The sequence below is a fragment of the Pseudomonas fluorescens genome (genome assembly GCF_902497745.1).
Lineage (GTDB): Bacteria > Pseudomonadota > Gammaproteobacteria > Pseudomonadales > Pseudomonadaceae > Aquipseudomonas > Aquipseudomonas fluorescens_BM.
Genome location: NZ_CABVHJ010000010.1, coordinates 18,803 through 45,129 on the forward strand (window position 1 = coordinate 18,803; position 26,327 = coordinate 45,129).

Genomic DNA, 26,327 nt, shown 5'->3' on the forward strand with positions numbered 1-26,327 from the left:
ATCCCAACCCCCCCCCAAAAAACATCGAGAGCTGCTAACGAGCTATCGCTCACCCCGTTGAGTGGTGGAAGAGCGTGCGGTCGGCTTTTGTTTTTTCCCACGCAAAAGAAAACCCCCGGCAAACCTGAGGTCTGTCGGGGGTTTTTGATTCAAGCGTCTTGCGGCGCCTGACTCAGCTCAGCTTATTGGCAAGCTTCGCAATCCGGCTCGTCGATCGCGCAAGCCTTTGGCACTGGAGCAGGACCGGCAGGTGCTGCCAGAACCGAATCGTCGCCGTGGTTGCCGCCGCTGGAAACAGCGTTCAGCTTGCCGGTGTTGATGGTCGACTTCTCGGTGCTGGTCGCGGCCAGGGCACGGAGGTAGTAAGTGGTTTTCAGACCACGGTACCAGGCCATGCGGTAGGTCACGTCGAGCTTCTTGCCCGATGCGCCGGCGATGTACAGGTTCAGCGATTGGGCCTGGTCGATCCACTTCTGACGACGGCTGGCGGCGTCAACGATCCACTTGGTGTCCACTTCGAACGCGGTCGCGTAGAGCTCTTTGAGTTCTTGCGGGATGCGCTCGATCTGCTGAACCGAACCGTCGTAGTACTTCAGGTCGTTGATCATGACCGAGTCCCACAGACCGCGAGCTTTCAGGTCGCGAACCAGGTACGGGTTGATCACGGTGAATTCGCCCGACAGGTTCGATTTCACATACAGGTTCTGGTAGGTCGGTTCGATCGACTGCGATACGCCAGTGATGTTGGCGATGGTCGCGGTCGGTGCGATGGCCATGATGTTGGAGTTACGAATGCCTTTCTGTACACGGGCGCGAACCGGTGCCCAGTCGAGGGTTTCGTTCAGGTCGACATCGATGTACTTCTGGCCACGGGCTTCGATCAGGATCTGTTGCGAATCCAGCGGCAGAATGCCTTTGGACCACAGCGAACCCTGGAACGTCTCGTACGCGCCGCGCTCGTCAGCCAGGTCGCAGGAAGCCTGGATCGCGTAGTAGCTGACCGCTTCCATCGACTTGTCGGCGAACTCGACGGCAGCGTCGGAACCGTAAGGGATGTGCTGCAGGTACAAAGCGTCCTGGAAGCCCATGATGCCCAGACCGACCGGACGGTGCTTGAAGTTGGAGTTCTTCGCTTGTGGCACCGAGTAGTAGTTGATGTCGATCACGTTATCGAGCATGCGCACGGCGGTGTTCACGGTGCGTTCCAGCTTGGCGGTGTCCAGCTTGCCGTTGACGATGTGGTTCGGCAGGTTGATCGAGCCCAGGTTGCAAACGGCGATCTCGTCCTTGTTGGTGTTCAAGGTGATCTCGGTGCACAGGTTCGAGCTGTGAACCACGCCGACGTGCTGCTGCGGGCTGCGCAGGTTGCACGGGTCTTTGAAAGTCAGCCAAGGGTGGCCGGTTTCAAACAGCATGGAGAGCATTTTGCGCCACAGGTCTTTGGCCTGGATGGTCTTGAACAGTTTGACCTTGCCTGGGTATTCGGTCAGCGCTTCGTAGTACTCGTAGCGCTCTTCGAAGGCTTTACCGGTCAGGTCGTGCAGGTCCGGCACTTCGGATGGCGAGAACAGGGTCCACTTGCCGTCATCGAAGACGCGCTTCATGAACAGGTCAGGGATCCAGTTGGCTGTGTTCATGTCGTGGGTACGACGACGATCATCACCGGTGTTCTTGCGCAGTTCGATGAACTCTTCGATGTCCATGTGCCAGGTTTCCAGGTAGGCACACACAGCGCCTTTGCGCTTGCCACCCTGGTTAACGGCTACCGCGGTGTCGTTCACCACTTTGAGGAACGGAACCACGCCTTGCGACTTGCCGTTGGTGCCTTTGATGTACGAACCCAGTGCACGTACCGGCGTCCAGTCGTTGCCCAGACCGCCAGCGAATTTCGACAACATGGCGTTGTCGTGGATCGCGTGGTAGATGCCCGACAGGTCATCCGGCACGGTGGTCAGGTAGCAGCTCGACAGCTGTGGACGCAGGGTACCGGCGTTGAACAGGGTCGGAGTCGACGACATGTAGTCGAAGGACGACAGCAGGTTGTAGAACTCGATCGCACGGTCTTCTTTCTGCTTCTCTTCGATCGCCAGGCCCATGGCCACGCGCATGAAGAAGATCTGCGGCAGTTCGAAACGCACGCCATCCTTGTGGATGAAGTAACGGTCGTACAGGGTTTGCAGGCCCAGGTAGGTGAATTGCTGATCACGCTCGTGGTTGATCGCCTTGCCCAGTTTTTCCAGGTCGAAGGTGGCCAGCACAGGGTTCAGCAGTTCGAACTCGATACCTTTGGCGATGTAGGCCGGCAGTGCCTTGGCGTACAGGTCGACCATTTCGTGGTGAGTGGCGCTTTCGGCCACACCGAGGAAGCCCAGGCCTTCGGCACGCAGGGTGTCCATCAGCAGGCGGGCGGTCACGAACGAGTAGTTCGGCTCACGCTCAACCAGGGTACGGGCGGTCATCACCAGAGCGGTGTTGACGTCGGTCAGAGCCACGCCGTCATAGAGGTTTTTCAGGGTTTCGCGCTGGATCAGGTCGCCATCGACTTCTTCCAGACCTTCGCAGGCTTCGGTGACGATGGTGTTCAGACGACCCATGTCCAGCGGTGCCAGGCTGCCGTCAGCGCGGGTGATGCGGATCGACGGGTGCGCGTTGACCGCTTCTTCGGCCGGCGCGTGGGCAGCGCGTTCTTTCGAACGACCGTCACGGTAGATCACGTAGTCGCGCGCAACTTTCTGCTCACCGGCACGCATCAGGGCCAGTTCGACCTGGTCCTGGATTTCTTCGATGTGGATGGTGCCACCCGACGGCATGCGACGCTTGAAGGTCGCGGTGACCTGTTCGGTCAGACGGGCCACAGTGTCATGGATTCGCGACGAAGCGGCAGCGGTGCCGCCTTCAACTGCGAGGAACGCTTTGGTGATAGCGACGGTGATCTTGTCATCGGTGTAAGGAACGACAGTGCCATTGCGCTTGATCACGCGCAGTTGACCAGGCGCGGTAGCAGCCAGATCCGAATTCGAATCGGCGGCCTGCGGCAAGGTGCCCTGCGGGTTCTCGCGAGTTGTGTCGGTTTGCATGGGGGGTGGTCTCCACATTCTCTATGTTTGTTTGGCACCGTCATGGTGCTCACCGTTCTGTACCGAAGCACTGCAACCGACAAGCGTCGGCGTAACAACTTCGGAACAGTAGGAAAAAGGCTTGTAACGCCGCATCCTTGCCGAAGTCTTTGGCGCCGAGCCAAGGCTCGAGCCAAACTCCTTCCAGGGTGACAGTAATGACTGCAACACCCGTACCGTTCCGGTCGTTTCCGACCCAAAAAACGGTGCCATCCGCAAGTGCGGTTTGGGCTTTGAAAAACTTGCTTGGTTCAACCGGAAACTGGCAATAAAGCACTTGAGTTTCAGGCCCTAAATGTGGTTGGGCGTTTGAGCGGAAAACCCCATATGTAGGGTCTCTCCTCGCGCCGTGCTACAAGATAATGCGTTTCACGGGTGCTTGCAACGTACTAGCTGTGGATAAACCTGTGCGTAAATTGTGTAAGAAATCCGGAATTCGCGTGTAGGCCGCGAACCTGCTGAGCTAGACCGTCTGTCACCGTTTTTTCACCGGGAAAAACGCTTCAGCGGATTTTTAAGGGCGCGAACCCTATCACAAAAAACCGCCTTGTCCGAACGCATTTACCGACTTGTGTTCTGGCTGTACGCCGTTTATACAATCGGCCCATGCACAGGCATTCTTATCCTCCAGAAACATGACAAAAGGACGGGGGAATTCAAAATTGTGGGAGCGAGCCTGCTCACGAATGCGTCGTTAGGTTCAGCATCGATGTTGAGTGATCCGACGCTTTCGCGAGCAGGCTCGCTCCCACAGGGATTGTGTCGAGTCAGATGTTCTTCCTTTATTAATAACAATAGAAAGCAGAGGTCACCGGTGGAGCAACAAGCCTTTCAGGTATTGATCGTCGAGGATGACCAGCGACTGGCCGAACTGACGCGTGACTACCTGCAAGCCAATGGATTGCGCGTGGACATCGAAGGCAACGGTGCGCTGGCCGCAGCGCGGATCATCAAGGAGCAGCCGGACCTGGTGATCCTCGACCTGATGTTGCCCGGCGAAGATGGCCTGAGCATTTGCCGCAAGGTGCGCAATCAGTACGACGGGCCGATCCTGATGCTCACCGCACGCACCGACGATGCCGATCAGATCCAGGGCCTCGACCTCGGTGCCGACGATTACGTGTGCAAACCGGTGCGCCCACGCCTGTTGCTGGCGCGAATCCAGGCGTTACTGCGACGTAGCGACACACCTGAACCGGTCACCGAAAAATCCCGCCGTCTGCAGTTCGGCCCGCTGGTGGTCGACAACGCCTTGCGCGAGGCGTGGCTGAGCGACAACGGCATCGAGCTGACCAGCGCCGAATTCGACCTGCTCTGGCTGCTGGTGTCCAACGCCGGGCGCATTCTGTCCCGCGAAGAAATCTTCACCGCACTGCGCGGTATCGGCTACGACGGACAGGACCGTTCGATTGATGTGCGCATTTCGCGGATCCGCCCGAAAATCGGCGACGACCCCGACCATCCGCGCCTGATCAAGACCATCCGCAGCAAAGGTTATCTGTTCGTTCCTGAAGCCTGCGTAGACCTGCCGCTGTGAACTCGATCTTCCTGCGCATCTACGGCGGCATGTGCGCAGCGATCATTCTGGTGGCGGTGCTCGGCGTGCTGGCGCTGAATCTGCTCAATCAGGTGCGCAGCGAGCAGTATCGCGAGCGGCTGGCCCACGGCACGTTTTCGCTGATGGCCGACAACCTGCAACCGATGAACGAAACCGAGCGCCATCGTGCGCTGTTGGTGTGGGAGCGGTTGCTGGGGATTCCGCTGGCGCTGAAGAAATTTGCCGAAACCGATCTTGATCTGTCCCAGCGCACTCGCGTGCAGCGTGGCCAGGCGTTGGTCGAGCAGACCGGGCCGCACGCGGCGAAAGTCTATCGAATGGTCAGCGACAAAGAGCAGTTGGTTCTCACCGGCGAAGTGCAGCAGATCAGCGAGCAACTGGCGCGCGCGACCATTTACCTGCTGGCCGATGAACTGGTGCGCGTACCGGTCGGCGAACAACCCAAGCGCCTTGCACAGATAAAGGAAGAGAAGGGCTTCGGTTTCGATCTGCGCCTGGTCACGGTGAACGACGCTGACATGGACGAAGACCAGAGTCGCCGCGTGGCCGAAGGCGACACGGTCATGGCATTGGGCAAGGGTGGCGACTCGATCCGCGTATTTGCCGGAATGGTCGGCACGCCATGGGTACTGGAAATCGGGCCGTTGTATCAGATGAACCCGTATCCGCCGGAATGGCTGGTGCTGATTGCGGCGCTCGGCCTGACCCTGATCGGCCTCATTGTTTATCTGTTGGTGCGTCAGCTCGAGCGCCGTTTGCGCGGCCTTGAAGCGGCGGCCACGCGGATTGCCAAGGGCAGTCTGGAAACCCGTGTGCCGGCGCGCGGTGCCGACTCGGTCGGGCGTCTGGCGGCGGCGTTCAACGGTATGGCCGAGCACTTGCAACAGTTGCTGGCAATCCAGCGCGAATTGGTGCGAGCGGTCTCTCATGAACTTCGCACGCCGGTGGCGCGTCTGCGTTTCGGTCTGGAAATGATCGGCTCGGCGACCACCCCGCAAGCGCTGGAGAAATACCGCGAAGGCATGGATCACGACATTGAAGACCTCGATAAGCTGGTCGACGAGATGCTCACCTATGCGCGCCTGGAGCAGGGCTCGCCGGCGCTGACGTTCCAGCGCATCGATCTGGATGCGCTGGTTAATCAGGTGATCGAGGAACTGGCGCCGTTGCGCGCCGAGGTCACGGTGCAGCGGGGATTGTGCCTGTCTGCTGCGGATAACGATGATGCCTGGGTCGAAGCTGAGCCACGCTATCTGCACCGCGCATTGCAGAATCTGGTGAGCAACGCCATGCGTCATGCGCGTTCGAGCGTGACGGTGAGTTATCAGGTCGGGCAATTGCGCTGTCGCGTGGATGTCGAGGATGACGGCCCGGGCGTGCCGGAAGTGGCGTGGGAGCGGATTTTCACGCCATTTCTGCGCCTGGACGACAGTCGCACGCGGGCGTCGGGCGGGCATGGTCTGGGCTTGTCGATTGTGCGGCGGATCATTCACTGGCATGACGGTCGGGCGATTATTGGCAAGAGCAAGAGTCTGGGTGGGGCTTGCTTTAGCCTGAGCTGGCCGAGGAATCAGGAACGCCGGTAATTCTTGTGTTGGCCGCGATGCCGCCTTCGCGAGCAAGCTCGCTCCCACATTTGAAATGCGGTTTCCTGTGGGAGCGAGCTTGCTCGCGAAGAGGCCCTTGCAGGCACCGAAAGATTTCAGGCCTTGATGCTGACCAGACTCAACAACTGCCCATCCTGCACCCCGAACTGCGCGTCCAGTTCAGTGCCGTTGCGCCACTCGGCCGACAAGTCCGTCAGCAGCCGCAAGCGCACATGGCCCGCTTCAGTCCATTCCAGCACTTCAGCATGCTCGAAATAAAAGCGCTGCTGCACAATCGGATACAGCGCTTTGAACAGACTTTCTTTCACCGAAAACGTCAGCGTCACCCACAACGCCAACTGATCTCGTGAGGCGGCCGTCATGCGCTGCATTTCGGGTGGTGTCAGAATCTCCCCCGCCAGGCGCTCGGCGCGTTCGGTATTGAGCAGGTTTTCCAGGTCCATGCCCAAACCGCGCCAGTGTTGCTTGTTGGCGACAATCGCTGCCGCGCGTCCGGTGCTGTGGGTGATCGAGCCGCAAATGTGCGCGGGCCATATCGGCGCGCGATCTGCACCAATCGCCGGAACCACGCCGCTGCCTTCCAGTTGCTGCAAGGCCTCCCGGGCGCAGATCCGGCCGGCCAGAAATTCCGCCTGACGCTTGGCCACCGAACGCTGAATGCTTGGCGGCGCAACCACGGCGCTGCGTTGAAAATCATCGCCAAGCAGTTGAGCAGGATCGAAGTGGGTGCTGAGCAGCACGGTGTCGGCCAATACCGTCGGCAACGGCCAGTGGCTGTCGAGCGCGGTGCAGCAGGCGGGGAGAGTGGGGGTGAGATTCATGGCGGGCATTTTGCCGGTTAGTCGGGCCAAGGTCGAGATTGGCGGTGAAGCTTTCGCGAGCAGGCTCGCTCCCACACTGGATCTATGCCGCCCAGAAGATCCCCTGTGGGAGCGAGCCTGCTCGCGAAGGCCGCGCCGCGGTGTTCCTGTTCAGCCAAAGATTTTCTGCAAGAACGCTTTCATGTCCGCCCAGGATTTTTCATCCGCTGCCTTGTTGTACCCGATGTCCGGGCCACCGTGCTCGCCATGGCTCAGGCGATCGGCATCCGGATTGGTAAAACCGTGCTTGGCGCCATCCAGACTAACGAACTTGTAGTCAGCCCCGGCCTTGTCCATTTCCGCCTTGAACGCCGTGACGTTGTCCGCCGTAACCATGCTGTCCAGCGCGCCATGCTCGACCAGAATCTTCGCCTTCACGCTGCCAGGCGTTGCCGGCGTTTTCGTCGCCAGTGCACCGTGGAAACTCACCACACCCGCCAGCGGCACACCCTGTCGCGCCGCGTTCAACACCACCGCACCGCCGAAGCAGTAACCGATGGCGGCAATTTTATTCACGTCGGTCTGCGCCTGCTTCTTCAACAAATCCAGCCCGGCCTCAAATCGCTTGCTGGAAGCCGCCGCATCCTGAGTCGCCGCCTGCATGAACGCCATCGCGTCTTTCGGGTGCTCGGTGTTCTTGCCTTCGCCGTACATATCGATCGCCAGAGCGCTGTAGCCGAGTGCAGCCAGATCCCGCGCGCGGCGCTTGGCGTAATCGTTCAGGCCCCACCATTCGTGCACCACGACGACACCCGGACGCTTGCCTTTGATGGCGTCGTCATAGGCGTAGTAGCCGATCAGCTTTGTGCCATCGGCACTTTGGTAGGGAATTTCCTCGGTCTTGATCGCAGCCTGAGTGAGGCTGCTGACGGCCAGCAAGGTGAGGGCAAGGAACAGGCGCATGGTCGGGTCTCCTGACAATAAAAGGTCAGATCAGCCTAGTTCATTTGGTTCAGGTCAGGTTCAGAGACGGTTCAGGGGCGGTACAGGGGAGGGTCAGTAACCTTGCGCCATACCCAAACAGCACTGTGAAAGAGGAAATACCCATGACTTTTAACAAACTGTTGCTGGCATTGACCGTAATGAGCGCCAGTATCGCGGCCCAGGCCGATACCACTTCGAACTTCGCCGGCCTGTCCTTCGGCCAGACCAGTGACAAGATCAACAAGTCCCACGCACTGAACAACAACCTCGACCACCCGAACGCCACCGGTGCCATCGACGGCAACAACACCTACGGCGTACGCCTTGGCCAGCAAAACAGCCAGGGTCGCTACTACGCCACCTACGACAACGTGTCGGGCTCGCACAATGGCATTAAACTGCGTCAGGAAAATCTGCTGGGCAGCTACGATCTGTTCTACCCGGTCGGCGGCAGCACCAAGTTGTTCGGCGGTGCGACGGCGGGTTTGACCAAGCTGACCCAGGAATCGCCAGGCTTCAGCCGCGACAGTGATATCGGTTATGCCGTCGGCGGTCAGTTGGGTGTGTTGCAACAAGTATCGCAAAACACTTCGGTCGAACTCGGTTACCGTTATCTGCGCAGCAACGCCAGCACCGAGATGAGCGAGCGCGGCGGCAGCAAGCAAGGCTCGCTGGATTTGACCAGCAGCGCGCAGACTTACCTGTCGGCCAACTACAATTTCTAAGGAGCGAATCGCCTTGGAACCCTGTGGGAGCGAGCTTGCTCGCGAAAGCGATGTTTCATTCAACATCATCGTTGACTGAATAACCGCCTTCGCGAGCAAGCTCGCTCCCACAGTGGTTGTGGAGATTTCAAGTGATTAGGAGAAGTCATGAAACTGTTGGTCGTCGAAGATGAAGCGCTGTTGCGCCATCACCTGCAAACCCGCCTCACGGAGAGCGGTCACGTGGTCGAGTCCGTGGCCAATGCCGAAGAGGCGCTGTACCAGACCGGACAGTTCAACTTTGACCTGGCGGTGATCGATCTTGGCCTGCCGGGCATGGGCGGTCTCGACCTGATTCGCCAGTTGCGCGCGGGCGGCAAGACCTTCCCGATCCTGATCCTCACCGCGCGCGGCAACTGGCAGGACAAGGTCGAAGGCCTCGCCGCCGGCGCCGACGATTACGTGGTCAAACCGTTCCAGTTCGAAGAACTCGATGCGCGTCTGAACGCCTTGCTGCGCCGCTCCAGCGGTTTCACCCAGTCGACCATCGTCGCCGGGCCGCTGCTGCTCGACCTCAATCGCAAGCAGGCGACCCTCGACGAGCAACCGCTGGCGCTGACTGCTTACGAATACCGCATCCTCGAATACCTGATGCGTCATCACCAGCAAGTGGTGCCCAAGGATCGCTTGATGGAGCAGCTCTACCCGGACGACGACGAGCGTGATCCGAATGTCATCGAAGTGCTGGTCGGCCGTCTGCGCCGCAAACTCGAAGGCCCGGCCGGGTTCAAGCCGATCGACACCGTGCGCGGCCTCGGCTACCTGTTCAATGAGCGCTGCACTTGATTCGTTCTCTTCGCGTTCGCTTGATGCTCGCCGCCACCACGTTGGCGGTGTTGTTCATGCTCGCCTTGCTGCCGGCGATGCAAGGTGCGTTCAGCCTGGCGTTGCAGGATTCGATCGAGCAGCGCCTGGCGTCGGACGTGACCACGCTGATCTCTGCCGCGCGCATCGAAAACGGTCGGTTGGTGATGCCCAATCAGTTGCCGGATGAGCGCTTCAACCTCACCGATTTCCGTTTGCTCGGCTACATCTACGACCGCGAGGGGCACCTGGTCTGGCGCTCGAAAGCTACCCAGGAAGAACAGATCAACTACAAACCGCGTTATGACGGCCTCGGTAATGAGTTCGCGCGGATCCGTGAAACCAACGGCCAGGAATTCTTCGTCTATGACGTTGAAGTCAAACTGCTCGGCGGCAAAAGCGCGGCGTTCAGCATCGTCGCTCTGCAACCGGTGCGCGAATACGAAACCACCCTCGAAGGCCTGCGCGAAAATCTCTATCTGGGCTTCGGCGCAGCGTTGCTTGTGCTACTGGCATTGCTGTGGATCGGCCTGACCTGGGGCCTCAAAGCCTTGCGCCGGCTCAGTCAGGAACTCGACGAAATCGAAGGTGGCACCCGTGAGAGCCTCACCGAACAACATCCCCGCGAACTGCTGCGCCTGACCGGCTCGCTCAACCGTTTGCTGCACAGCGAACGCCAACAGCGCAGTCGTTATCGCGACTCTCTCGATGACTTGGCGCACAGCCTGAAAACCCCGTTGGCGGTGTTGCAAGGCGTTAGCGAGGACATGGCTCAACGTCCCGAAGAACGCGATCAGGCCTGGGTGCTGCAAAGCCAGATCGAGCGCATGAGCCAGCAGATCAGCTACCAATTGCAGCGGGCCAGTTTGCGCAAAAGCGGTCTGGTGCGCCATCAGGTGCGCTTGCAACCGGTGCTCAAAAGCCTCTGTGACACACTGGACAAGGTTTACCGCGACAAGCATGTGCGCGTGGCATTCGATCTGCCTGAGCACTGTTATGTGCCGATCGAGCAGGGCGCGCTGCTGGAGATGATGGGCAACTTGCTGGAGAACGCTTATCGCCTGTGTCTGGGCGAGGTGCGCATCAGCGTGCGCGAGACCCTGGCCGGGATTGAATTGTGCGTCGAAGACGACGGCCCGGGTGTGCCACCGGATCAGCGTGCGCGGATTCTCGAGCGTGGCGAACGGCTGGATGCCCAGCATCCGGGGCAGGGGATCGGGTTGGCGGTGGTCAAGGACATCATCGAAAGCTACAACGCCAAATTGGCGCTGGGCGATTCGCCGATGGGCGGGGCGGCGTTCAGGATTCATTTTCCGGCGGTGTGATCGGGATTGCCCTCACCCTAACCCTCTCCCAGAGGTAGAGGGGACTGACCGAAGTGTCTTTGGAAAGTTATCGACCTGAGCGATCAGCAGCGAATATGGATTCAATAAAGAGCTTTCAGGTCGGCGTATTTCTCAAACATCCCCCAATCAGCCCCCTCTCCCTGAGGGTGTCTGGCGTTTTACATAGACCTGAAATAGCCAGTCAACTACGGATTCAGTAGCGATGTTTCAGGTCGGCGTATTTATTGAACATCCCCCAATCAGTCCCCTCTCCCTTTGGGAGAGGGTTAGGGTGAGGGGCTTTTGATGTAGTGCCTCACTGCTCCTGCGCCCGATAAGCCCCCGGCGTCAGCCCTGTCCACTTCTTGAACGCCCGGTGAAACGCCGACGGTTCGGAAAACCCCAGCTGTTCGGCAATCTGCTGTAACGACAGATCCGCCCGGCCCAAATGATAAATGGCGATATCCCGCCGCAACTGATCCTTCAATTCCTGAAAACTCGTGCCTTCTTCACGCAAATGCCGGCGCAGCGTTTGCGGACTGATGTGCAAGTGCGCCGCGACCGCTTCCAGATCCGGCCAGTTCGCACTGTCACGGCTGAGCAAACGACGCAAACGGCTACTCAGACTGTCACCGTCGTCCGGGCGGGAGAGCAGGTCGGCGGGGGAGCGTTCGAGGAAATGTTTGAGCGTGCGTTCGTCTTGCAACAGCGGCATAGACAGATAGCGGCTGTGGAATAAAAGGCTGCTTTGCTCGGTGCCAAACGTCAGCGGGCAAGGGAACAGCAGATCGTACTCGGCGCCATGCTCGGGGCGCGGATAGCTGAAGCTCGCCTGTTCGAGGCGAATCCGCTGGCCAATCAGCCAACTGCCCAGACGATGCCAGATCACCAGCAAACTCTCGGTGAGAAAGTGATCCGGGTCCCACATTTGCGAATCATCGAGGCTCAAACGCACCCATTCGTCTTCGCGTGTCAGGCTCAGGCGCGGGGCTTCGGGGAATAGGCTATAAAACAATAAACCCCGTTGCAGCGCTTTCTCCAGATTGCGGCAGTGGATCGAGGCGTGGCACATCATGGCGAAACTGCCGGGCTTGCTCGGCGCGTTGCCGAAACCCAGGTATTCGTCGTCCAGCGCCAGCCACAGGCCCTGAATCAACCGGGTGAATTGTTCCGGAGCAATGCGCGCGCGAGGTTCGTCGAGCAATTCCGGGCTGATGCCCAGTTGCAACAACAGGCCAGAGTAATCAAAACCCATGCGGCGCGCGCCACCGAGGGCGGCACGGGCGAAATGACTGGCAATGGTGCGTTCGCGCATAAGCGGCAGATCCTTCCTCAGGCGCCGGATGGTAGCGGCGGGCTGGACGCATCGACAAGGCGGATTTCCGCCAAATTGTAGGACGAGAAGCGGCGAGTTGGCGGAAATCCGCCACACTTGAGTCACAGGATGGTGACATCCGCGGACCTGTTAACCCTGATATCAAAAGGCTTGCAGCTAATCGCACCAAAGTGGCACGACGTTTGCGATACAAGCCACAGAAGCGTGCGTTTCGCCCTGATGGAAAACGCTGCTCCAACAACAAATCCCTCCAGTGCAGGAGGGTTCGCAATTCAGGTTTCGCGGTCAACAGATGGATGTTGCCACGCGAGGCTCTTGAGGAAACCTGCAATGACGACTCGTCAGCCACTGTACAAATCCCTGTATTTCCAGGTGATCATCGCAATCATCATCGGTATTGCGCTCGGTCATTACTACCCGCAGTTCGGTGTCGCGGTAAAGCCACTGGGTGACGGGTTCATCAAGCTGATCAAAATGATCATCGCCCCGATCATCTTCTGCACCGTGGTCAGCGGTATCGCTGGCATGCAGAACATGAAATCGGTCGGCAAGACCGGCGGTTACGCACTCCTGTATTTCGAAATCGTTTCGACCATCGCGCTGCTGGTTGGTCTGGTCGTGGTCAACATCGTACAACCGGGCGCCGGCATGCACATTGACGTCGCCACCCTCGACGCTTCGAAAGTCGCCACCTACGTAGCCCAAGGTGCTGACCAAAGCGTTGTCGGTTTCTTGCTCAACGTGATCCCGACCACCATCGTCGGTGCGTTCGCCACCGGTGACATCCTGCAAGTGCTGATGTTCTCGGTGATCTTCGGTTTCGCCCTGCATCGCCTGGGTGCCTACGGCAAGCCGATCCTCGACTTCATCGATCGCTTCGCCCACGTGATGTTCAACATCATCAACATGATCATGAAGCTTGCGCCGATCGGTGCCTTCGGTGCGATGGCCTTCACCATCGGTGCCTACGGTGTCGGCTCGCTGGTGCAGCTGGGTCAACTGATGATCTGCTTCTACATCACCTGCCTGGCGTTCATCCTCGTTGTCCTTGGCGGTATCGCCCGCATGCACGGTTTCAGCGTACTGAAGATGATCCGTTACATCCGTGAAGAGCTGCTGATCGTCCTCGGCACCTCGTCGTCGGAATCGGTACTGCCACGCATGCTGATCAAGATGGAACGTCTGGGCGCGAAGAAATCGGTAGTGGGTCTGGTGATCCCGACCGGTTACTCGTTCAACCTCGACGGTACTGCGATCTACCTGACCATGGCTGCTGTGTTCATTGCTCAGGCCACCGACACGCACATGGACATCACTCACCAGATCACTCTGCTGGTGGTATTGCTGCTGTCCTCCAAAGGTGCGGCCGGTGTGACCGGTTCGGGCTTCATTGTGTTGGCAGCGACCCTGTCAGCAGTAGGTCACCTGCCGGTGGCCGGTCTGGCGCTGATCCTCGGTATCGATCGCTTCATGTCCGAAGCTCGCGCACTGACCAACCTGGTCGGTAACGCTGTTGCGACCATCGTGGTTGCCAAGTGGGTCAAGGAGCTGGACACCGACACGCTGCAAACCGAGCTGGCTTCGGGCGGTCGCGGTATCATTGATACTCGCCCTGAAGACGACCTGGGTGTCGCTGAAGGCGCAACCCCGAGCAATGTGAAGTAAGCACTGCCTGAATTGAAGAAACCCGCTTCGGCGGGTTTTTTCTTGCCTGCGATTTGAGCGTAACGGTCACACCCGCTGACATTTCCGGTGATTGCCGTGCGCGGTATCGCTGCCTAGGCTGAGTGCATCGCCCAAGGAGTTCGCTCATGTCCGCACCGCTGGCCTCACTGAAAATCCTCGATTTCTCGACGTTGTTGCCGGGACCGTTCGCCTCGTTGTTGCTGGCGGACATGGGCGCGGAAGTGCTGCGCATCGAATCACCGACGCGCCTGGACCTGCTGCGCGTGTTGCCGCCGCATGATGGCGGAATATCGGCCAGTCATGCCTACCTGAACCGCAACAAACGCAGCCTGGCGCTGGATCTGAAGCAGCCCGAGGCGCTGGAAGTGGTCAAGCAACTGCTGGGCGATTACGACATCGTTCTGGAACAGTTTCGCCCCGGCGTGATGGAGCGTCTGGGTTTGGGCTATGAAGCGCTGAAGGCGATCAACCCGAAGCTGATTTATGTGTCGATCACCGGTTACGGCCAGACCGGGCCGTACAAGGATCGCGCCGGGCATGACATCAACTATCTGGCGCTGGCGGGACTTTCCAGTTACACCGGCCGCGCCGACAGCGGGCCGTTGCCGCTGGGCATGCAGGTGGCGGATGTCGCCGGTGGTTCGTTGCACGGGGTGATTGGCTTGCTGGCGGCGGTGATTGCCCGTCAGCAAACGGGGCAGGGTACACATCTGGACGTGAGCATGACTGACTGTGCGTTCAGCCTGAATGCCATGGCGGGGGCCGGCTATCTGGCTTGCGGCGAAGAGCCTGAGTGGGAAGACCAGATGCTCAACGGCGGCAGCTTCTACGATTATTACCGTTCTCGCGATGGTCGCTGGATGTCGGTGGGCAGTCTGGAACCGGGCTTTATGCAGCAACTGTGTACAGCGTTGGGGCGGCCGGAGTTGGCGGCGCAGGGTTTGTCCCCAAAGCCTGAGCAGCAGCGGGCGTTGAAATACGCGCTGACGGTTGAGTTTGAAAAGCATGACTTTGCTGAGTTGTGCGAAATGTTTGCCGGGATCGATGCATGTGTCGAGCCGGTGTTGAGTCTAGGGGAGGCCGTGCGCCATCCGCAGTTGCAGGCACGGGAGCTGGTGACGCAGGTGCCGCGCGCGGATGGCACGACGCAGGCGCAGATGGCCTGTCCGTTGAAGTTTTCCGAAGCGTTGCCGGCGCCGCGGCATGTCGGCGCGGCGTTGGGGCAGCATACGGATCAGGTGTTGGCGGAGTTGGGGTTGAGTCCTGAGCGGATTGCCGAATTGCGTGCTTCCAAAGTGATTCTCTAGTGCCTGTACCGGCTCCTTCGCGAGCAGGCTCGCTCCCACAGTGGGCCGCATTCCAAATGTGGGAGCGAGCCTGCTCGCGAAGGGGCCGGCACAGGCACCGCAAATCCGGGCTATTCGACGCGCATCTCACCACTGAACACCAAGGTATTGCGGCAGCGCCGACACAAATACCGCCGCCCCTGCCTGACCAGACTATGGCGCTGCGCCGAAAACGGGAAATCACTGTCGGCACACGGGCATTTATAGATATAGCGGGTCACGCTGCGGCGCTTGATTGCATAGGTGTGGCAGCGATCCGGCGGCAGTTCGTAAACCCCGCGCATGATCAGTTGCCATTCTTCGCCATGGGGCTGAATGCGCTCGCCAAACAACTGATGGGCGATCAGGTGCGCAACTTCGTGGGCCACGGTCTGCTTGAGGAAGTGTTCAGCGTTTTCCCGGTACAACTGCGGGTTGAAGCGCAGCAGATTCTCGTGCAAATGCGCGACACCGGCTTTTTGCCCGCGCAGCTTGAGGCTGACGACAGGGCGAGGGAAGGAACGTTTGAAAAAGGCTTCAGCGAGTTGGTAACAATCTTCGACGCGGGTATTGAGTTGCTCGGGCATGCTTGATGGATCTCCAGAGGCGTTGAGTATGCCGCAACCCTGTGGACTTGCGAATCGCCGAGCTGCCGAATGGTCATCCGTGAAACGACAAGGCCGCCTTGCGGCGGCCTGTGATCAGCCTGTCGAGTCAGTTCGTATACACAGGCCCGACGCCCAGCCCCCAGACAATCACGGTGAATGCCATGATGGCGACCAGCACCACCAGACCCACCGCCAGCACCGAGCTGGAAAACAGGAAGCCCTCGTCCGACGGAATATTCATGAACGTCGGCAGCCCCACATACAACAGATAAACCGTGTAGCAAATGGCCGCCGTCCCGACGATCATCCCCAGCCACATATGCGGATACAGCGCTGCCAGTCCACCAACAAACAGCGGTGTTGCGGTGTAGGTGGCAAATGCCACGCAACGGGCCAGGCTCGGATTGGCGTCATAGGTGCGCGCCATCCAGTGCACGAAAGCACCCATGACCGCGACCCCGCCGAGCATGGCCAGGTACGACATGATCGTCATCCACAGTGCGCTTTCAAAGGTAAGCATCACCGGTGCGCGGTTGCCGATCACCCAGCCGACCTGAGTAGTGCCGATAAATGCCGAGACAGCGGGGATCGCCGCCAGAATCAGCGTGTGGGTGAGGTACATGTGGCTGATGCTTTCCTCTTGGTCGCCACGGATTTCCTTCCATTCCTGATCGGGGTGGGTAAAAAGTCCCACTACGTGATGGATCATGCCAGTCACTCCTCTTGTTATTGCCATCGCCCCCCAGCGGAGCGCCTACGGGCCAAGGTGGCCGAGCAAATACAGGTCTTCAGATTGTGTGCGACCTTATGTCGCAGTATAGAAAGGTCTTACCCGCACAGGTATTAGGGGCTTAGAGCAAATCGCGCTGTAAACACGGGGCTTAATCGCCTCGGGGTCTGTAAAAATGGCAACCTTGAGCCACGACAACCTGTGCCCACAACCCCGGGGTTTTTGCGTAAAATGCCGGCCTTTCGTCACACCTCACGGATTTCGCGTCATGGGCACTCTTACGGTCAACCAGAACAAACTGCAAAAGCGCCTGCGCCGCCTGGCCGGCGAAGCGGTTGCTGACTTCAACATGATTGAAGACGGCGACAAGGTCATGGTCTGCCTGTCCGGGGGCAAGGACAGTTACACCATGCTCGACGTGCTCCTGCACCTGCAGAAGGTTGCACCGATCAAGTTCGAGATCGTCGCGGTGAACATGGACCAGAAGCAGCCGGGGTTCCCCGAGCATGTGCTGCCGGCCTATCTGAAAGAGCTGGGCGTCGAGTATCACATCGTCGAGAAAGACACCTACTCGGTGGTCAAGGAACTGATCCCGGAAGGCAAGACCACCTGCTCGCTGTGCTCGCGCCTGCGTCGTGGCACGCTGTACACCTTTGCCGATGAAATCGGCGCGACCAAAATGGCCCTCGGTCATCACCGTGACGACATCGTCGAGACATTCTTCCTCAACATGTTCTTCAACGGCTCGCTTAAAGCCATGCCGCCGAAGCTGCGTGCCGATGACGGTCGCAACGTGGTAATCCGTCCGCTGGCGTACTGCAACGAGAAAGACATTCAGGCGTACTCGGATTTGAAAGAATTCCCGATCATCCCGTGCAACCTCTGCGGTTCGCAGGAAAACCTGCAGCGGCAGGTGGTCAAGGAAATGCTGCAGGACTGGGAACGCAAGACCCCGGGTCGAACCGAAAGCATCTTCCGCAGTTTGCAGAACGTAATCCCGTCGCAACTGGCCGACCGCAACCTGTTCGACTTCACCAGCCTGAAGATCGACGAGACTGCGGCTTCGCGCTTCGTCAACGTCGTCAACCTGTAAACCCGATCCATGTGGGAGCGAGCTTGCTCGCGAAGGCGTCGTGTCAGCCGACATCCATGTTGAATGACAGACCGCTTTCGCGAGCAAGCTCGCTCCCACAATGTTTTGTGTTCAACGATAAATTTTCATTTTCAGTTCTCAGGAGAGGGCATGCGCGATTACAAGTGGCTGCACGAATACTGTTTGAACCGCTTCGGTTCGGCGGCTGAACTGGAAGCCCATCTGCCCGTTCCCAAGACCCCGGCGCAACTGCGCAAGATCAGCGACGACCGCTACCTATCAACCATGGCCTTGCGCGTGTTCCGTGCCGGCCTCAAGCACAGTCTGGTCGACGCCAAGTGGCCGGCATTCGAGGAAGTGTTCTTCAAGTTCGACCCGGAAAAAGTCGTGCTGATGAGTGCCGAACACCTCGAGCGTCTGATGCAGGACGCGCGGATCATTCGCCATCTTGGCAAACTGAAAAGCGTGCCGCGCAATGCGCAGTTCATTCTTGATGTCGAGAAAGACAAGGGCAGTTTCGGTGCATTGATCGCCGACTGGCCGGTCACCGATATCGTCGGTTTGTGGACGTACCTGAAAAAGCACGGCCATCAACTGGGCGGGCTGTCGGCGCCACGGTTTTTGCGCATGGTCGGCAAGGACACATTCGTGCCGAGCTACGACGTGGTGGCGGCGCTGAGCGCACAGAAGATCGTCGACAAGGTGCCGACCAGTCTGCGTGATCTGGCGATTGTGCAGGATGCGTTCAACCAGTGGCATGAACAGAGCGGTGGGCGGCCGATGAGCCAGATTTCGATGATGCTCGCTTACACCGTCAACCATTAAGACCGCGTCGCCCCATTTGCGAGCAAGCTCGCTCCCACAGTTTGGAATGCTTTCCCCTGTGGGAGCGAGCCTGCTCGCGAAGGCGTCCGTTTAGGCGACGGAGATTTCTCCTTCACCAGCCAGTTTGCGATTCAACTGATACCGCCACCGCACATACAACAGCGCCGAGCAGAACACCGCCAGGCTCGCGATCATCTCCAGCACACCAAACAACTGCCGGCTCGGGTCATACGCCGCCAGTGCGCCTTTGATGAAATACAAATTCACCACAAAACACATCCACGAATGCCCACGGGCGCTGCCCATGATCATCGCCGGCGCGAGAACGATCCAAGGGATCAACTCGACCAGCAGAATCACCCACGGTCGCGCGCCGTGCAGATCGGCGAATAGCAGATAGTAGGCCGCCAGCAAGCCGGCGAGGGCGAAAAAGCTCAGCAGGCTGATCACCCGCATCGCCTTCACCCGTGGCTCAAGCCACTCGACACTCGGCAGAATCTTCGGCTTCTTCGCCATCTCAGCCCACCAGTTTCTGGGCGGTTTTCGCCAGCCGCAGACCCAGCGCGCGACACAGCGCCACTTCATGCTGATCGAGACCACTTTTGCCGTCAGCCCCGGCGTGATGGCTGGCACCGTAAGGCGTACCGCCACCCTGGGTTTCCAGCAGCGCCGATTCGCTGTACGGCAGACCGGTGATGAGCATGCCGTGGTGCAACAGCGGCAGCATCATCGACAGCAGCGTGGTTTCCTGACCGCCGTGCAGACTGGCGGTGGAGGTGAATACACCCGCCGGTTTGCCGACGAGGGCGCCGGTCAGCCACAGATTGCTGGTGCCATCGAGGAAGTATTTCAGCGGTGCGGCCATGTTGCCGAAACGCGTCGGGCTGCCGAGGGCGAGGCCGGCGCAGTTCTTCAAGTCATCGAGGGTGGCGTAGAGGGCGCCTTCGTCCGGTATGGCCGGGGCCACGGCTTCACACTCGGTGGAGATTGCCGGCACGGTGCGCAAGCGCGCTTCGAGGCCAGCCTGCTCGACGCCACGGGCAATCTGCCGGGCCATCTCGTTAGTCGAGCCGTTGCGGCTGTAATACAACACCAGAATGTACGGCGCGCTCACGGCAACAACTCCAGGATATTTTCCGGCGGACGACCGATCACGGCTTTGTCGCCGACTTCGAGAATCGGTCGCTCCATCAGTTTCGGGTGCTGAGCGATGGCTTCGATCAATTGCGCTTCGCTGAGGCTTTCGTCTGCCAGATGAAGCATTTTGTATTCATCTTCCCCGGTGCGCAGCAACTGGCGTGCGCTGATCCCGAGCTTGCCGAGCAGGGCCTTGATTTGCGCCGCATTCAGCGGGGTTTCGAGGTAACGCACGACGTTCGGGGTCAGGCCGCGGCCTTCAAGAAGCTCCAGTGCGCTGCGGGATTTCGAGCAGCGTGGATTGTGATAAAGCGTCAGATCGGTCATGTCGGGTCGCTTCTGGCGTAAAGTGGCGGCTATTCTAACTGTGCAGCGCGCAATCCAGAACCTTCGGAGGCAATGGGTCGCAGGCGCCTTCAAATTTTCACAAGGAACACGACATGACACGGCGATTGGCAGCGGCATTGACGATAATCGGGGCGTTGATGCTGGGGGGCTGCGGCAATGATTACGGTATCGACCAGAACGGTCAGAAAGTGGCGTCCGAGCGTTTGGACAAACAATGGGTGGTGCTGAACTACTGGGCCGAATGGTGTGGTCCGTGCCGCACCGAGATCCCGGAGCTCAACCATTTGGCTGATGAGTTGAAGAGCAAGAACGTCGGCGTCTTCGGGGTCAACTTCGACAATGTGCAGGGTGTGGAACTGAAAGACGCCAGCGAAAAACTGGGCATCAAGTTCACCGTGCTGGCGCAGGATCCGGCGGAGTTGTTCGAGTTGCCGCGCAGTGAGGCATTGCCGGTGACGTACATCATCGACAACAAGGGCAAGGTGCGTGAGCAGTTGATGGGGGAGCAGACGGCGGCGGGGGTGATGGCCAAGCTTGAGGCTCTGCAGGCGACCCAGTAACGTCAAAAGCCCCTCACCCCAGCCCTCTCCCAGGGGGAGAGGGGGCCGACCGAGGTGTCTGGCGAGGTACATCGACCTGAGAGATCGAGTCGATTATAGATTCGCTAAAACAGAATCGAGTTGATTGTAGATTCGCCAAAGCAGAATCGAGTTGATTGTAGATTCGCCAAAGCAGAATCGAGTCGATTATGGATTCGCCAAAGCAGAATCGAGTCGATTATGGATTCGCCAAAGCAGGATCCAGTCGATTACGGATTCGGTGAAGACCTTTCAGGTCGGCGTAGCTCCCCAATATCCCCCAATCGGTCCCCTCTCCACCTGGGAGAGGGCTAGGCGGGCGGCGTTGCGATGAGGGCTTTGGCGTGAGGCTTAACCCTCTTCCAGCCACCAGCGCAACGGCTTGCCTTCAGCCGGCCAAAAACGCATCTGCTCGATCGGCGAGATGTCCCAGCGCTGGACATGCTCCAGCGCCTGCAGGAAGCGCTGCTCCTGCTCCATCAGTGCCGGTGCACAGAGCTTGCGGGTCTTGCCGATCTTGCCGAAAGTCAGCTTGTCACCGTCCAGCGTGTACGGCGCGAACCAATGGTTGCAGCCACCGTTGCCGTAAGCGCGGCCATCATCGCCCAAGGTCACGGTCAAATGGCTGTAATCCATCAGCGGCCGCTCACCGATCCACTCCAGAATGTAGCTGCGGTTCTGTTGCAGTTGCACTGGCTCTGCCGCGCACCCCACCAGACCCACACCGACCATAGCGGTCAGGGCAAAGCGTTTCATCACGCAGGCTCCTGGCATTTCGGGCACAAGTGCTTGTCGCCAACGGCTTTCCAGCCCAACTCGGCAATGCGCGCGGTAGCCGCTGGTTTCTCGGCGGCTTTGCCGAGTTTGGCGTCCACGGCGAATTCGAAGCTCAGCTCTTTGGCGCAGCTGTCGCAGTTGACCTGCCAGGTGTGGATCGCCAGTTCACCAAACACCGGACCTGTGGTCATCGCGGTCCATTGGCCCGGCGGATTGATCAGGTGGCGGACGGTTTCAACGGTCAGGCGCATGGACAAGTCCTTGCTGCCTTTGAGGGTGACCAACAAGGCGTCACCGATGCGAATCGAGCCACCATTGCCGGTGACCTGATAGCGGCCCGGAACAAGGGCGCGGCATTCGGTGAGGGTGTGTTGCGGGTTCATCAGGTTGTAGCGGAAATCGTGTTCGACCATGGGTCCTCCAAATATGCGCGACATGCTAGCACGGGCTTGATTGCAGAATGATGCGCGCGTGTGACCTTCGATCAGGTTCAATTGAGGCGACGCTCATGGCAAACTGCCGGCCTCGACTCTGAAGGAACGGAACATGGCGCTGATCGAATGTTATGAATGCAAGAAGAGCATCAGCTCCGAAGCCAACGCGTGCATTCATTGTGGGGCTCCAATGGCGGAGCAAGCAGAACACGCGCAGACCATAGCCGCGCCTGTTCAGGCCGCGACAATCTCGTTCGGCAGCTTGCCGCGCAACAAGTCTGTGCCCGAGGCCATCGCCCCGGCACCCGCACCACAACCTTTGCCGAAAGTCATGCCGGCTGCCGCGCGGCGCCGGCGCCAGCAGCCCACCGAGCAACCGGTTACCGAGCAGGCCAATGCCGACGGCAGTCGTCCGGTGGAAGGCTGGCTGAAGATCATGATCTTCCTGCTGCCGATGTTTTTCGTCTGGTTCCTGCTGCGCTACGGCCATTCGATGAAACAGCGCTTTTTTGGCTTCGGCTGGCTGGCGATGCTGATTCTGGCGTCTTCGCTTTCACCGAAATAAGCTGAAAAGATCTCAGCCCTCGACCTGGTTCTGTGGCGTTCCCGCCGCCCAGGTCGCGATGTTGTGCAGGGTGGTTGCGGCAATCGCACCCAGTGCTTCACGGGTCAAAAAGGCCTGATGCGCGGTGATGATCACGTTGGGAAAAGTCAGCAATCGCGCCAGCACATCGTCCTGCAAGGGCAGGTCGGAGCGATCCTCGAAAAACAGTTGCGCCTCTTCTTCATAGACATCCAGACCCAGATAGCCGAGTTGGCCGTCCTTCAAGGCGTCAATCAGGGCCGGGGTGTCCACCAGTCCACCCCGCCCAGTATTGATGAGCATGGCGCCCGCTTGCATGTGCGCCAGCGAGTCGCGGTTGATCAGGTGTTTGCTCTGCTCGTTGAGCGGGCAGTGCAGGCTGATGATCCGCGACCGCGCGAGCAGCTCCGGCAGGCTCAGATAGCGCGCGCCCAACGCCAGTACATCGGGGTTCGGGAACGGATCGTAGGCCAGCAGCTCGCAGCCGAAACCGTGCATGATTTTCGCGAAGGCCGCACCAATCTGACCGGTGCCGACAATCCCGACGGTTTTGCCAACCAGGTCGAAACCGGTCAGACCGTGCAGGCTGAAATCGCCTTCACGGGTGCGGTTATAGGCGCGGTGCAGACGACGGTTGAGGGCCAGGATCAGCGCCACGGCGTGTTCGGCCACCGCATGCGGCGAGTAGGCCGGTACGCGTACCACGGCCAGTCCGAGACGTTTCGCCGCGGGCAGATCGACATGGTTGTAACCGGCCGAGCGCAGGGCAATCAGGCGTGTGCCGCCAGCGGCCAGTCGCTCGAGTACCGGTGCGCTAAGGTCGTCGTTGATAAACGCACAGACCACTTCATGCGCTTCAGCCAGCGCCGCCGTATCGAGGCTGAGCCGGGCTGGTTGAAAGTGCAGTTCGATACCCGCCGGGCAATCGACGGCGAGGAAGCTGTCGCGGTCGTAGGTCTGGCTACTGAAAACGATCGTGCGCATGAAAACCTCCTGGAACATCGACACGGATTGAATCACCCAAGCTCACTTTAGCGGTGCTGGCGTTGATCGGCATTGCCGTGGATCAGGCACTGATCTTCGCTTGCGCCGCGAGCCGGTTGATCGCGCGCTCCAGTTCTTCCAGCGCTGCCACGGCCTTCGGGTCACCCTGCTTGAGCAGGGTTTCGCTGCGCTGGCAGGCCGCGCGCAATTGCGGTACGCCGCAATAACGGGTGGCACCGTGCAGGCGATGGACACGCTCGATCAATGCGTTCTGGTCGCGGTTTTCGCACGCCGCGCGGATGGCTTCACGGTCGGCCTCCAGTGAGGCAAGCAGCATGGCCAGCATGTCCGCAGCGAGATCAGCCTTGCCGGCGGCCAGGCGCAAACCTTCCTCGTGATCGAGCACCGGCAGTTCATTGTTGCCAGCGGAATTCTCGCTGGTCCGCTCCGGCCCCTGATTGCGCAAGGCCAGGCCGGTCCATTTCAGCACCACTTGCGCCAGTTGCCGCTCGCTGATCGGTTTGGTCAGGTAGTCGTCCATGCCGCTTTGCAGCAGCGCGCGTTTTTCGTTGGCCATGGCGTGGGCGGTAAGCGCGACGATCGGCAGCGGCGTGCAGTGCCGCTCGCTTTCCCACTGGCGAATGGTTTCGGTGCTCTGGCGACCGTCCATGCCTGGCATCTGTACGTCCATCAACACCAGATCGAAGGATTCGCTCTGCACCGCTTTGACCGCGGCGTAACCGCTTTCCACGGCAAGCACCTTGGCGCCCATGTCTTCGAGCAGGGTTTGCACCAGCAGCAGGTTGGCCGGGTTGTCGTCGACGCACAGTACTTTCGGCGCGCGGCTCGACAACGGTTCGCCCGGCTCGGTGCGAGGTTGGCGGGGATTGGCCAGATCGGACAACGCCCGACGCAATTTGCGCGTACAGGCCGGTTTGGCTTGCAACTGACTGTGCGGGTTGGGCACCGACAGATGAAACAGTGTCTGTTCGGTGGTCGGGCATAGCACCAGCACTTTACAGCCGAGGTGTTCGAGATCCCAGATGTGCTGGTTCAAGCGCTCGGGGAGCATGTCGTTGCTGGTAATGCCGATCACCGCCAGATCAATCGCCTGATCGGTCTGATGCGCGCCAGTGACGCCATTGGTCAGGCTTTCCAGGGTATTGAACGGCGTGACATCGAGGCCGCAGTCTTCCAGTTGATGCTGCAAGGCCTGGCGCGCCAGTTCATGGTTTTCCAGGACTGCCACCCGGCGTCCGAGCAGCGGCGCCGAGGGCAAGTCTTCGGCATCGTCGCGGGTCTTGGGCAAGCTCAGGCTGATCCAGAATTCCGAGCCTTCGCCCGGTGTGCTGTCGACGCCGATTTCACCGCCCATCTGTTCGATCAGGCGTTTGGAAATCACCAGCCCCAGACCGGTGCCACCCGGCTGGCGCGACAACGAGTTGTCGGCCTGACTGAACGCCTGGAACAACGCGCGCACGTCCTGATTCGACAGGCCGATGCCAGTGTCCTGAATGCTGATGCGCAGTTGCACACTGTCTTCGTGTTCTTCTTCCAGCATCGCTCTGGCGACGATGGTGCCTTCGCGGGTGAACTTGATCGCGTTGCTCACAAGATTGGTGAGAATCTGCTTCAGACGCAGCGGGTCACCGACCAGCGACAGCGGCGTGTCGCGATACACAAGGCTGACCAGCTCAAGCTGCTTGGCGTGCGCAGCGGGGGCGAGGATGGTCAGGGTGTCCTGCAACAGGTCGCGCAGGTTGAACGGAATATGATCGAGCACCAGTTTGCCGGCCTCGATTTTCGAGAAGTCGAGGATCTCGTTGATGATCCCCAACAAACTGTCGGCGGATTTTTCGATGGTGCCCAGATAATCGAGCTGGCGCGGGGTCAGTTCGCTTTTCTGCAACAGATGGGTGAAGCCGAGAATGCCGTTGAGCGGCGTGCGGATCTCGTGGCTCATGTTGGCGAGGAATTCGGACTTGATCCGGCTGGCTTCCAGTGCTTCTTTGCGCGCCAGATCCAGTTCGATGTTCTGGATCTCGATGGTTTCCAGATTCTGGCGCACGTCTTCGGTGGCCTGGTCAACACTGTGCTGCAGTTCTTCGCGGGCGTTTTGCAGGGTGCCGGCCATGCGGTTGATGCCCGACGCCAGTTCATCCAGCTCCTGACTGCCGAGCGGCGGCAGACGCGTTTCCAGATGGCCGTCCTTGAGTTGCGCGACGGCTTGTTTGATCTGGCTCAGCGGACGATTGATGGTGCGGCCCATGCGTAACGCCAGCAATGCCGCGCCCGCCAGACCGGCGGCAATCAGCAGCAGGCTGGCAAACAGGCTGCGATAACCGCGCAGCAGCATGCCGTTGTGCGACAGTTCCAATTCGACCCAGCCGAGCAGTCGGTCGGATTCTTGCGGGATCAGTTCGCCGGCGAGGTTGCGATGTTTGCCGAACACCGGCATCAGGTAACGCGTCGCGTCATTGCCGCTGCGCCGTTGCAAATGCGCGCTGTCGCCGCTGGGCGCCTGATTGAGCATGGTCGGGCCGGCGTGGGCCAGCGGCGAGCGATCCGGGGCGAGGAAGGTCACCGCGCGCACATCCGGTTGTTCAAGGGACTGAGTGGCGATGCGCTCCAGCAGCTCGCTGTTGCCGTGGCCCATGGCGGGTGCCACCAGCGGCGCCAGTTGCTCGGCGATCATCTCGCCGCGCTGCATCAATTGGCTCTGCAAGTCGGACTGCTGCGTCCAGGTGAAATAACCACCGAGCACCAGTGCCATCAGGCTGGTCGGCAACAAGGTCAGCAACAACACGCGACCTTTGATTCCCAGTTTCTTGAGCACGCCTATCTCCTGCATCCCGCTGATCTGTTGACTCATGCGTGCATCCGGCACGCGGCATGGGCGCAGTGTAGCGATTTGCTCGCAGGCAA

24 protein-coding genes are annotated in these 26,327 nt (G+C 59.6%); 11 read left to right on the plus strand and 13 right to left on the minus strand.

Features of this window, described 5'->3' with window-relative positions; genetic code table 11:
- Positions 1 to 182: 182 nt before the first annotated feature.
- Positions 183 to 3,077 carry a ribonucleoside-diphosphate reductase subunit alpha gene (locus F8N44_RS16660; RefSeq protein WP_150651061.1) on the minus strand — a complete coding sequence of 965 codons (2,895 nt, stop codon included), beginning with the start codon at positions 3,075 to 3,077 and terminating at the stop codon, positions 183 to 185.
- Positions 3,078 to 3,930: 853 nt separating this feature from the next.
- Here F8N44_RS16660 and F8N44_RS16665 point away from each other — a divergent pair.
- Together F8N44_RS16665 and F8N44_RS16670 are read left to right on the plus strand one after the other, a co-directional pair.
- A complete protein-coding gene (locus tag F8N44_RS16665; protein ID WP_127929412.1) occupies positions 3,931 to 4,653 on the plus strand; it encodes a response regulator in 723 nt (240 codons plus the stop codon).
- Complete coding sequence (locus F8N44_RS16670; protein WP_150651062.1) at positions 4,650 to 6,260, plus strand: ATP-binding protein; 1,611 nt, start codon at positions 4,650 to 4,652, stop codon at positions 6,258 to 6,260. The genes F8N44_RS16665 and F8N44_RS16670 overlap by 4 nt, the downstream gene beginning before the upstream one ends.
- A gap of 116 nt (positions 6,261 to 6,376) precedes the next feature.
- Here the strand turns inward: F8N44_RS16670 and F8N44_RS16675 are convergent, their stop codons facing one another.
- Complete coding sequence (locus F8N44_RS16675) at positions 6,377 to 7,102, minus strand: 4'-phosphopantetheinyl transferase family protein (RefSeq protein ID WP_150651063.1); 726 nt, start codon at positions 7,100 to 7,102, stop codon at positions 6,377 to 6,379.
- 150 nt (positions 7,103 to 7,252) lie between these two features.
- Positions 7,253 to 8,044 (minus strand): dienelactone hydrolase family protein, encoded by a 792-nt coding sequence (locus F8N44_RS16680; protein ID WP_150651064.1) that lies wholly within the window; start codon positions 8,042 to 8,044, stop codon positions 7,253 to 7,255.
- 143 nt (positions 8,045 to 8,187) lie between these two features.
- On the opposite strand from F8N44_RS16680, the gene F8N44_RS16685 reads away from it, so the two are divergent.
- The 3 genes from F8N44_RS16685 to F8N44_RS16695 all read left to right on the plus strand — a co-directional run bounded on the left by F8N44_RS16685 (position 8,188) and on the right by F8N44_RS16695 (position 10,958).
- On the plus strand, positions 8,188 to 8,790 hold the full coding sequence (locus F8N44_RS16685; RefSeq protein WP_116256252.1) for an outer membrane beta-barrel protein: 603 nt from the start codon (positions 8,188 to 8,190) through the stop codon (positions 8,788 to 8,790).
- A gap of 147 nt (positions 8,791 to 8,937) precedes the next feature.
- Positions 8,938 to 9,615 (plus strand): response regulator transcription factor, encoded by a 678-nt coding sequence (locus F8N44_RS16690; RefSeq protein ID WP_016987432.1) that lies wholly within the window; start codon positions 8,938 to 8,940, stop codon positions 9,613 to 9,615.
- Positions 9,612 to 10,958, plus strand: a complete 1,347-nt coding sequence (locus F8N44_RS16695) for an ATP-binding protein (protein WP_016987433.1) — start codon at positions 9,612 to 9,614, stop codon at positions 10,956 to 10,958. Before F8N44_RS16690 ends, F8N44_RS16695 begins: the two co-directional genes overlap by 4 nt.
- A 316-nt stretch (positions 10,959 to 11,274) precedes the next feature.
- Here F8N44_RS16695 and F8N44_RS16700 read toward each other — a convergent pair whose 3' ends face one another.
- Positions 11,275 to 12,273 (minus strand): AraC family transcriptional regulator, encoded by a 999-nt coding sequence (locus tag F8N44_RS16700; RefSeq protein WP_150651065.1) that lies wholly within the window; start codon positions 12,271 to 12,273, stop codon positions 11,275 to 11,277.
- A 351-nt stretch (positions 12,274 to 12,624) separates the two neighbouring features.
- On the opposite strand from F8N44_RS16700, the gene F8N44_RS16705 reads away from it, so the two are divergent.
- Both F8N44_RS16705 and F8N44_RS16710 read left to right on the plus strand, forming a co-directional pair.
- Complete coding sequence (locus F8N44_RS16705; RefSeq protein ID WP_150651066.1) at positions 12,625 to 13,959, plus strand: dicarboxylate/amino acid:cation symporter; 1,335 nt, start codon at positions 12,625 to 12,627, stop codon at positions 13,957 to 13,959.
- A gap of 146 nt (positions 13,960 to 14,105) precedes the next feature.
- Positions 14,106 to 15,287: a CaiB/BaiF CoA transferase family protein gene (locus F8N44_RS16710; RefSeq protein WP_150651067.1), complete on the plus strand. Its 1,182-nt coding sequence runs from the start codon at positions 14,106 to 14,108 to the stop codon at positions 15,285 to 15,287.
- 110 nt (positions 15,288 to 15,397) lie between these two features.
- Here F8N44_RS16710 and F8N44_RS16715 read toward each other — a convergent pair whose 3' ends face one another.
- The gene (locus F8N44_RS16715) at positions 15,398 to 15,892 is read right to left on the minus strand and encodes a SprT family zinc-dependent metalloprotease (protein ID WP_150651068.1); all 495 of its coding nucleotides are present in this window, start codon (positions 15,890 to 15,892) and stop codon (positions 15,398 to 15,400) included.
- 127 nt (positions 15,893 to 16,019) lie between these two features.
- Positions 16,020 to 16,622, minus strand: coding sequence for a Yip1 family protein (locus tag F8N44_RS16720; RefSeq protein WP_016773629.1), 603 nt, complete (start codon positions 16,620 to 16,622; stop codon positions 16,020 to 16,022).
- Positions 16,623 to 16,911: 289 nt separating this feature from the next.
- On the opposite strand from F8N44_RS16720, the gene ttcA reads away from it, so the two are divergent.
- Together ttcA and F8N44_RS16735 are read left to right on the plus strand one after the other, a co-directional pair.
- Entirely contained in the window at positions 16,912 to 17,736 is an 825-nt protein-coding gene (gene ttcA / locus F8N44_RS16725) for a tRNA 2-thiocytidine(32) synthetase TtcA (protein ID WP_007917513.1), read from the plus strand.
- A 150-nt stretch (positions 17,737 to 17,886) separates the two neighbouring features.
- Positions 17,887 to 18,561 carry a DNA-3-methyladenine glycosylase I gene (locus F8N44_RS16735; RefSeq protein ID WP_150651070.1) on the plus strand — a complete coding sequence of 225 codons (675 nt, stop codon included), beginning with the start codon at positions 17,887 to 17,889 and terminating at the stop codon, positions 18,559 to 18,561.
- Positions 18,562 to 18,651: 90 nt separating this feature from the next.
- Here F8N44_RS16735 and F8N44_RS16740 read toward each other — a convergent pair whose 3' ends face one another.
- The 3 genes from F8N44_RS16740 to arsC are packed head-to-tail and all read right to left on the minus strand — an operon-like array spanning position 18,652 to position 20,025.
- Entirely contained in the window at positions 18,652 to 19,077 is a 426-nt protein-coding gene (locus tag F8N44_RS16740; RefSeq protein ID WP_150651071.1) for a DUF2069 domain-containing protein, read from the minus strand.
- A 1-nt stretch (position 19,078) separates the two neighbouring features.
- Positions 19,079 to 19,675 carry an NAD(P)H:quinone oxidoreductase gene (gene wrbA, locus F8N44_RS16745; RefSeq protein WP_127929376.1) on the minus strand — a complete coding sequence of 199 codons (597 nt, stop codon included), beginning with the start codon at positions 19,673 to 19,675 and terminating at the stop codon, positions 19,079 to 19,081.
- Positions 19,672 to 20,025: an arsenate reductase (glutaredoxin) gene (arsC, locus tag F8N44_RS16750; protein WP_150651072.1), complete on the minus strand. Its 354-nt coding sequence runs from the start codon at positions 20,023 to 20,025 to the stop codon at positions 19,672 to 19,674. Before arsC ends, wrbA begins: the two co-directional genes overlap by 4 nt.
- A 113-nt stretch (positions 20,026 to 20,138) precedes the next feature.
- Between arsC and F8N44_RS16755 the strand changes: the two genes are divergently transcribed.
- Complete coding sequence (locus tag F8N44_RS16755; protein WP_102901697.1) at positions 20,139 to 20,606, plus strand: TlpA disulfide reductase family protein; 468 nt, start codon at positions 20,139 to 20,141, stop codon at positions 20,604 to 20,606.
- Between the two features lie 369 nt (positions 20,607 to 20,975).
- Here the strand turns inward: F8N44_RS16755 and F8N44_RS16760 are convergent, their stop codons facing one another.
- Positions 20,976 to 21,380, minus strand: a complete 405-nt coding sequence (locus tag F8N44_RS16760) for an META domain-containing protein (protein ID WP_122597270.1) — start codon at positions 21,378 to 21,380, stop codon at positions 20,976 to 20,978.
- On the minus strand, positions 21,380 to 21,814 hold the full coding sequence (locus F8N44_RS16765; protein WP_150651073.1) for a hypothetical protein: 435 nt from the start codon (positions 21,812 to 21,814) through the stop codon (positions 21,380 to 21,382). The genes F8N44_RS16760 and F8N44_RS16765 overlap by 1 nt, the downstream gene beginning before the upstream one ends.
- 133 nt (positions 21,815 to 21,947) lie before the next feature.
- On the opposite strand from F8N44_RS16765, the gene F8N44_RS16770 reads away from it, so the two are divergent.
- The gene (locus tag F8N44_RS16770; RefSeq protein WP_150651074.1) at positions 21,948 to 22,400 is read left to right on the plus strand and encodes a hypothetical protein; all 453 of its coding nucleotides are present in this window, start codon (positions 21,948 to 21,950) and stop codon (positions 22,398 to 22,400) included.
- 12 nt (positions 22,401 to 22,412) lie between these two features.
- Here the strand turns inward: F8N44_RS16770 and F8N44_RS16775 are convergent, their stop codons facing one another.
- Together F8N44_RS16775 and F8N44_RS16780 are read right to left on the minus strand one after the other, a co-directional pair.
- Positions 22,413 to 23,402, minus strand: a complete 990-nt coding sequence (locus F8N44_RS16775) for a 2-hydroxyacid dehydrogenase (protein ID WP_150651075.1) — start codon at positions 23,400 to 23,402, stop codon at positions 22,413 to 22,415.
- An 82-nt stretch (positions 23,403 to 23,484) separates the two neighbouring features.
- Complete coding sequence (locus tag F8N44_RS16780; protein WP_150651193.1) at positions 23,485 to 26,238, minus strand: response regulator; 2,754 nt, start codon at positions 26,236 to 26,238, stop codon at positions 23,485 to 23,487.
- Positions 26,239 to 26,327 lie beyond the last annotated feature (89 nt).

Excerpts from the sequence above, each read along its gene's own strand:
- F8N44_RS16700 (WP_150651065.1), bottom strand. The coding sequence starts at position 12,273 with ATGCGCGAACGCACCATTGCCAGTCATTTCGCCCGTGCCGCCCTCGGT.
- arsC (WP_150651072.1), bottom strand. The coding sequence starts at position 20,025 with ATGACCGATCTGACGCTTTATCACAATCCACGCTGCTCGAAATCCCGC.
- F8N44_RS16755 (WP_102901697.1), top strand. The coding sequence starts at position 20,139 with ATGACACGGCGATTGGCAGCGGCATTGACGATAATCGGGGCGTTGATG.
- F8N44_RS16765 (WP_150651073.1), bottom strand. The coding sequence starts at position 21,814 with ATGGTCGAACACGATTTCCGCTACAACCTGATGAACCCGCAACACACC.
- F8N44_RS16710 (WP_150651067.1), top strand. The coding sequence starts at position 14,106 with ATGTCCGCACCGCTGGCCTCACTGAAAATCCTCGATTTCTCGACGTTG.
- F8N44_RS16685 (WP_116256252.1), top strand. The coding sequence starts at position 8,188 with ATGACTTTTAACAAACTGTTGCTGGCATTGACCGTAATGAGCGCCAGT.
- ttcA (WP_007917513.1), top strand. The coding sequence starts at position 16,912 with ATGGGCACTCTTACGGTCAACCAGAACAAACTGCAAAAGCGCCTGCGC.
- F8N44_RS16715 (WP_150651068.1), bottom strand. The coding sequence starts at position 15,892 with ATGCCCGAGCAACTCAATACCCGCGTCGAAGATTGTTACCAACTCGCT.
- F8N44_RS16720 (WP_016773629.1), bottom strand. The coding sequence starts at position 16,622 with ATGATCCATCACGTAGTGGGACTTTTTACCCACCCCGATCAGGAATGG.
- F8N44_RS16660 (WP_150651061.1), bottom strand. The coding sequence starts at position 3,077 with ATGCAAACCGACACAACTCGCGAGAACCCGCAGGGCACCTTGCCGCAG.
- F8N44_RS16705 (WP_150651066.1), top strand. The coding sequence starts at position 12,625 with ATGACGACTCGTCAGCCACTGTACAAATCCCTGTATTTCCAGGTGATC.
- F8N44_RS16680 (WP_150651064.1), bottom strand. The coding sequence starts at position 8,044 with ATGCGCCTGTTCCTTGCCCTCACCTTGCTGGCCGTCAGCAGCCTCACT.
- F8N44_RS16760 (WP_122597270.1), bottom strand. The coding sequence starts at position 21,380 with ATGAAACGCTTTGCCCTGACCGCTATGGTCGGTGTGGGTCTGGTGGGG.
- F8N44_RS16770 (WP_150651074.1), top strand. The coding sequence starts at position 21,948 with ATGGCGCTGATCGAATGTTATGAATGCAAGAAGAGCATCAGCTCCGAA.
- F8N44_RS16690 (WP_016987432.1), top strand. The coding sequence starts at position 8,938 with ATGAAACTGTTGGTCGTCGAAGATGAAGCGCTGTTGCGCCATCACCTG.
- F8N44_RS16675 (WP_150651063.1), bottom strand. The coding sequence starts at position 7,102 with ATGAATCTCACCCCCACTCTCCCCGCCTGCTGCACCGCGCTCGACAGC.
- F8N44_RS16740 (WP_150651071.1), bottom strand. The coding sequence starts at position 19,077 with ATGGCGAAGAAGCCGAAGATTCTGCCGAGTGTCGAGTGGCTTGAGCCA.
- F8N44_RS16775 (WP_150651075.1), bottom strand. The coding sequence starts at position 23,402 with ATGCGCACGATCGTTTTCAGTAGCCAGACCTACGACCGCGACAGCTTC.
- F8N44_RS16735 (WP_150651070.1), top strand. The coding sequence starts at position 17,887 with ATGCGCGATTACAAGTGGCTGCACGAATACTGTTTGAACCGCTTCGGT.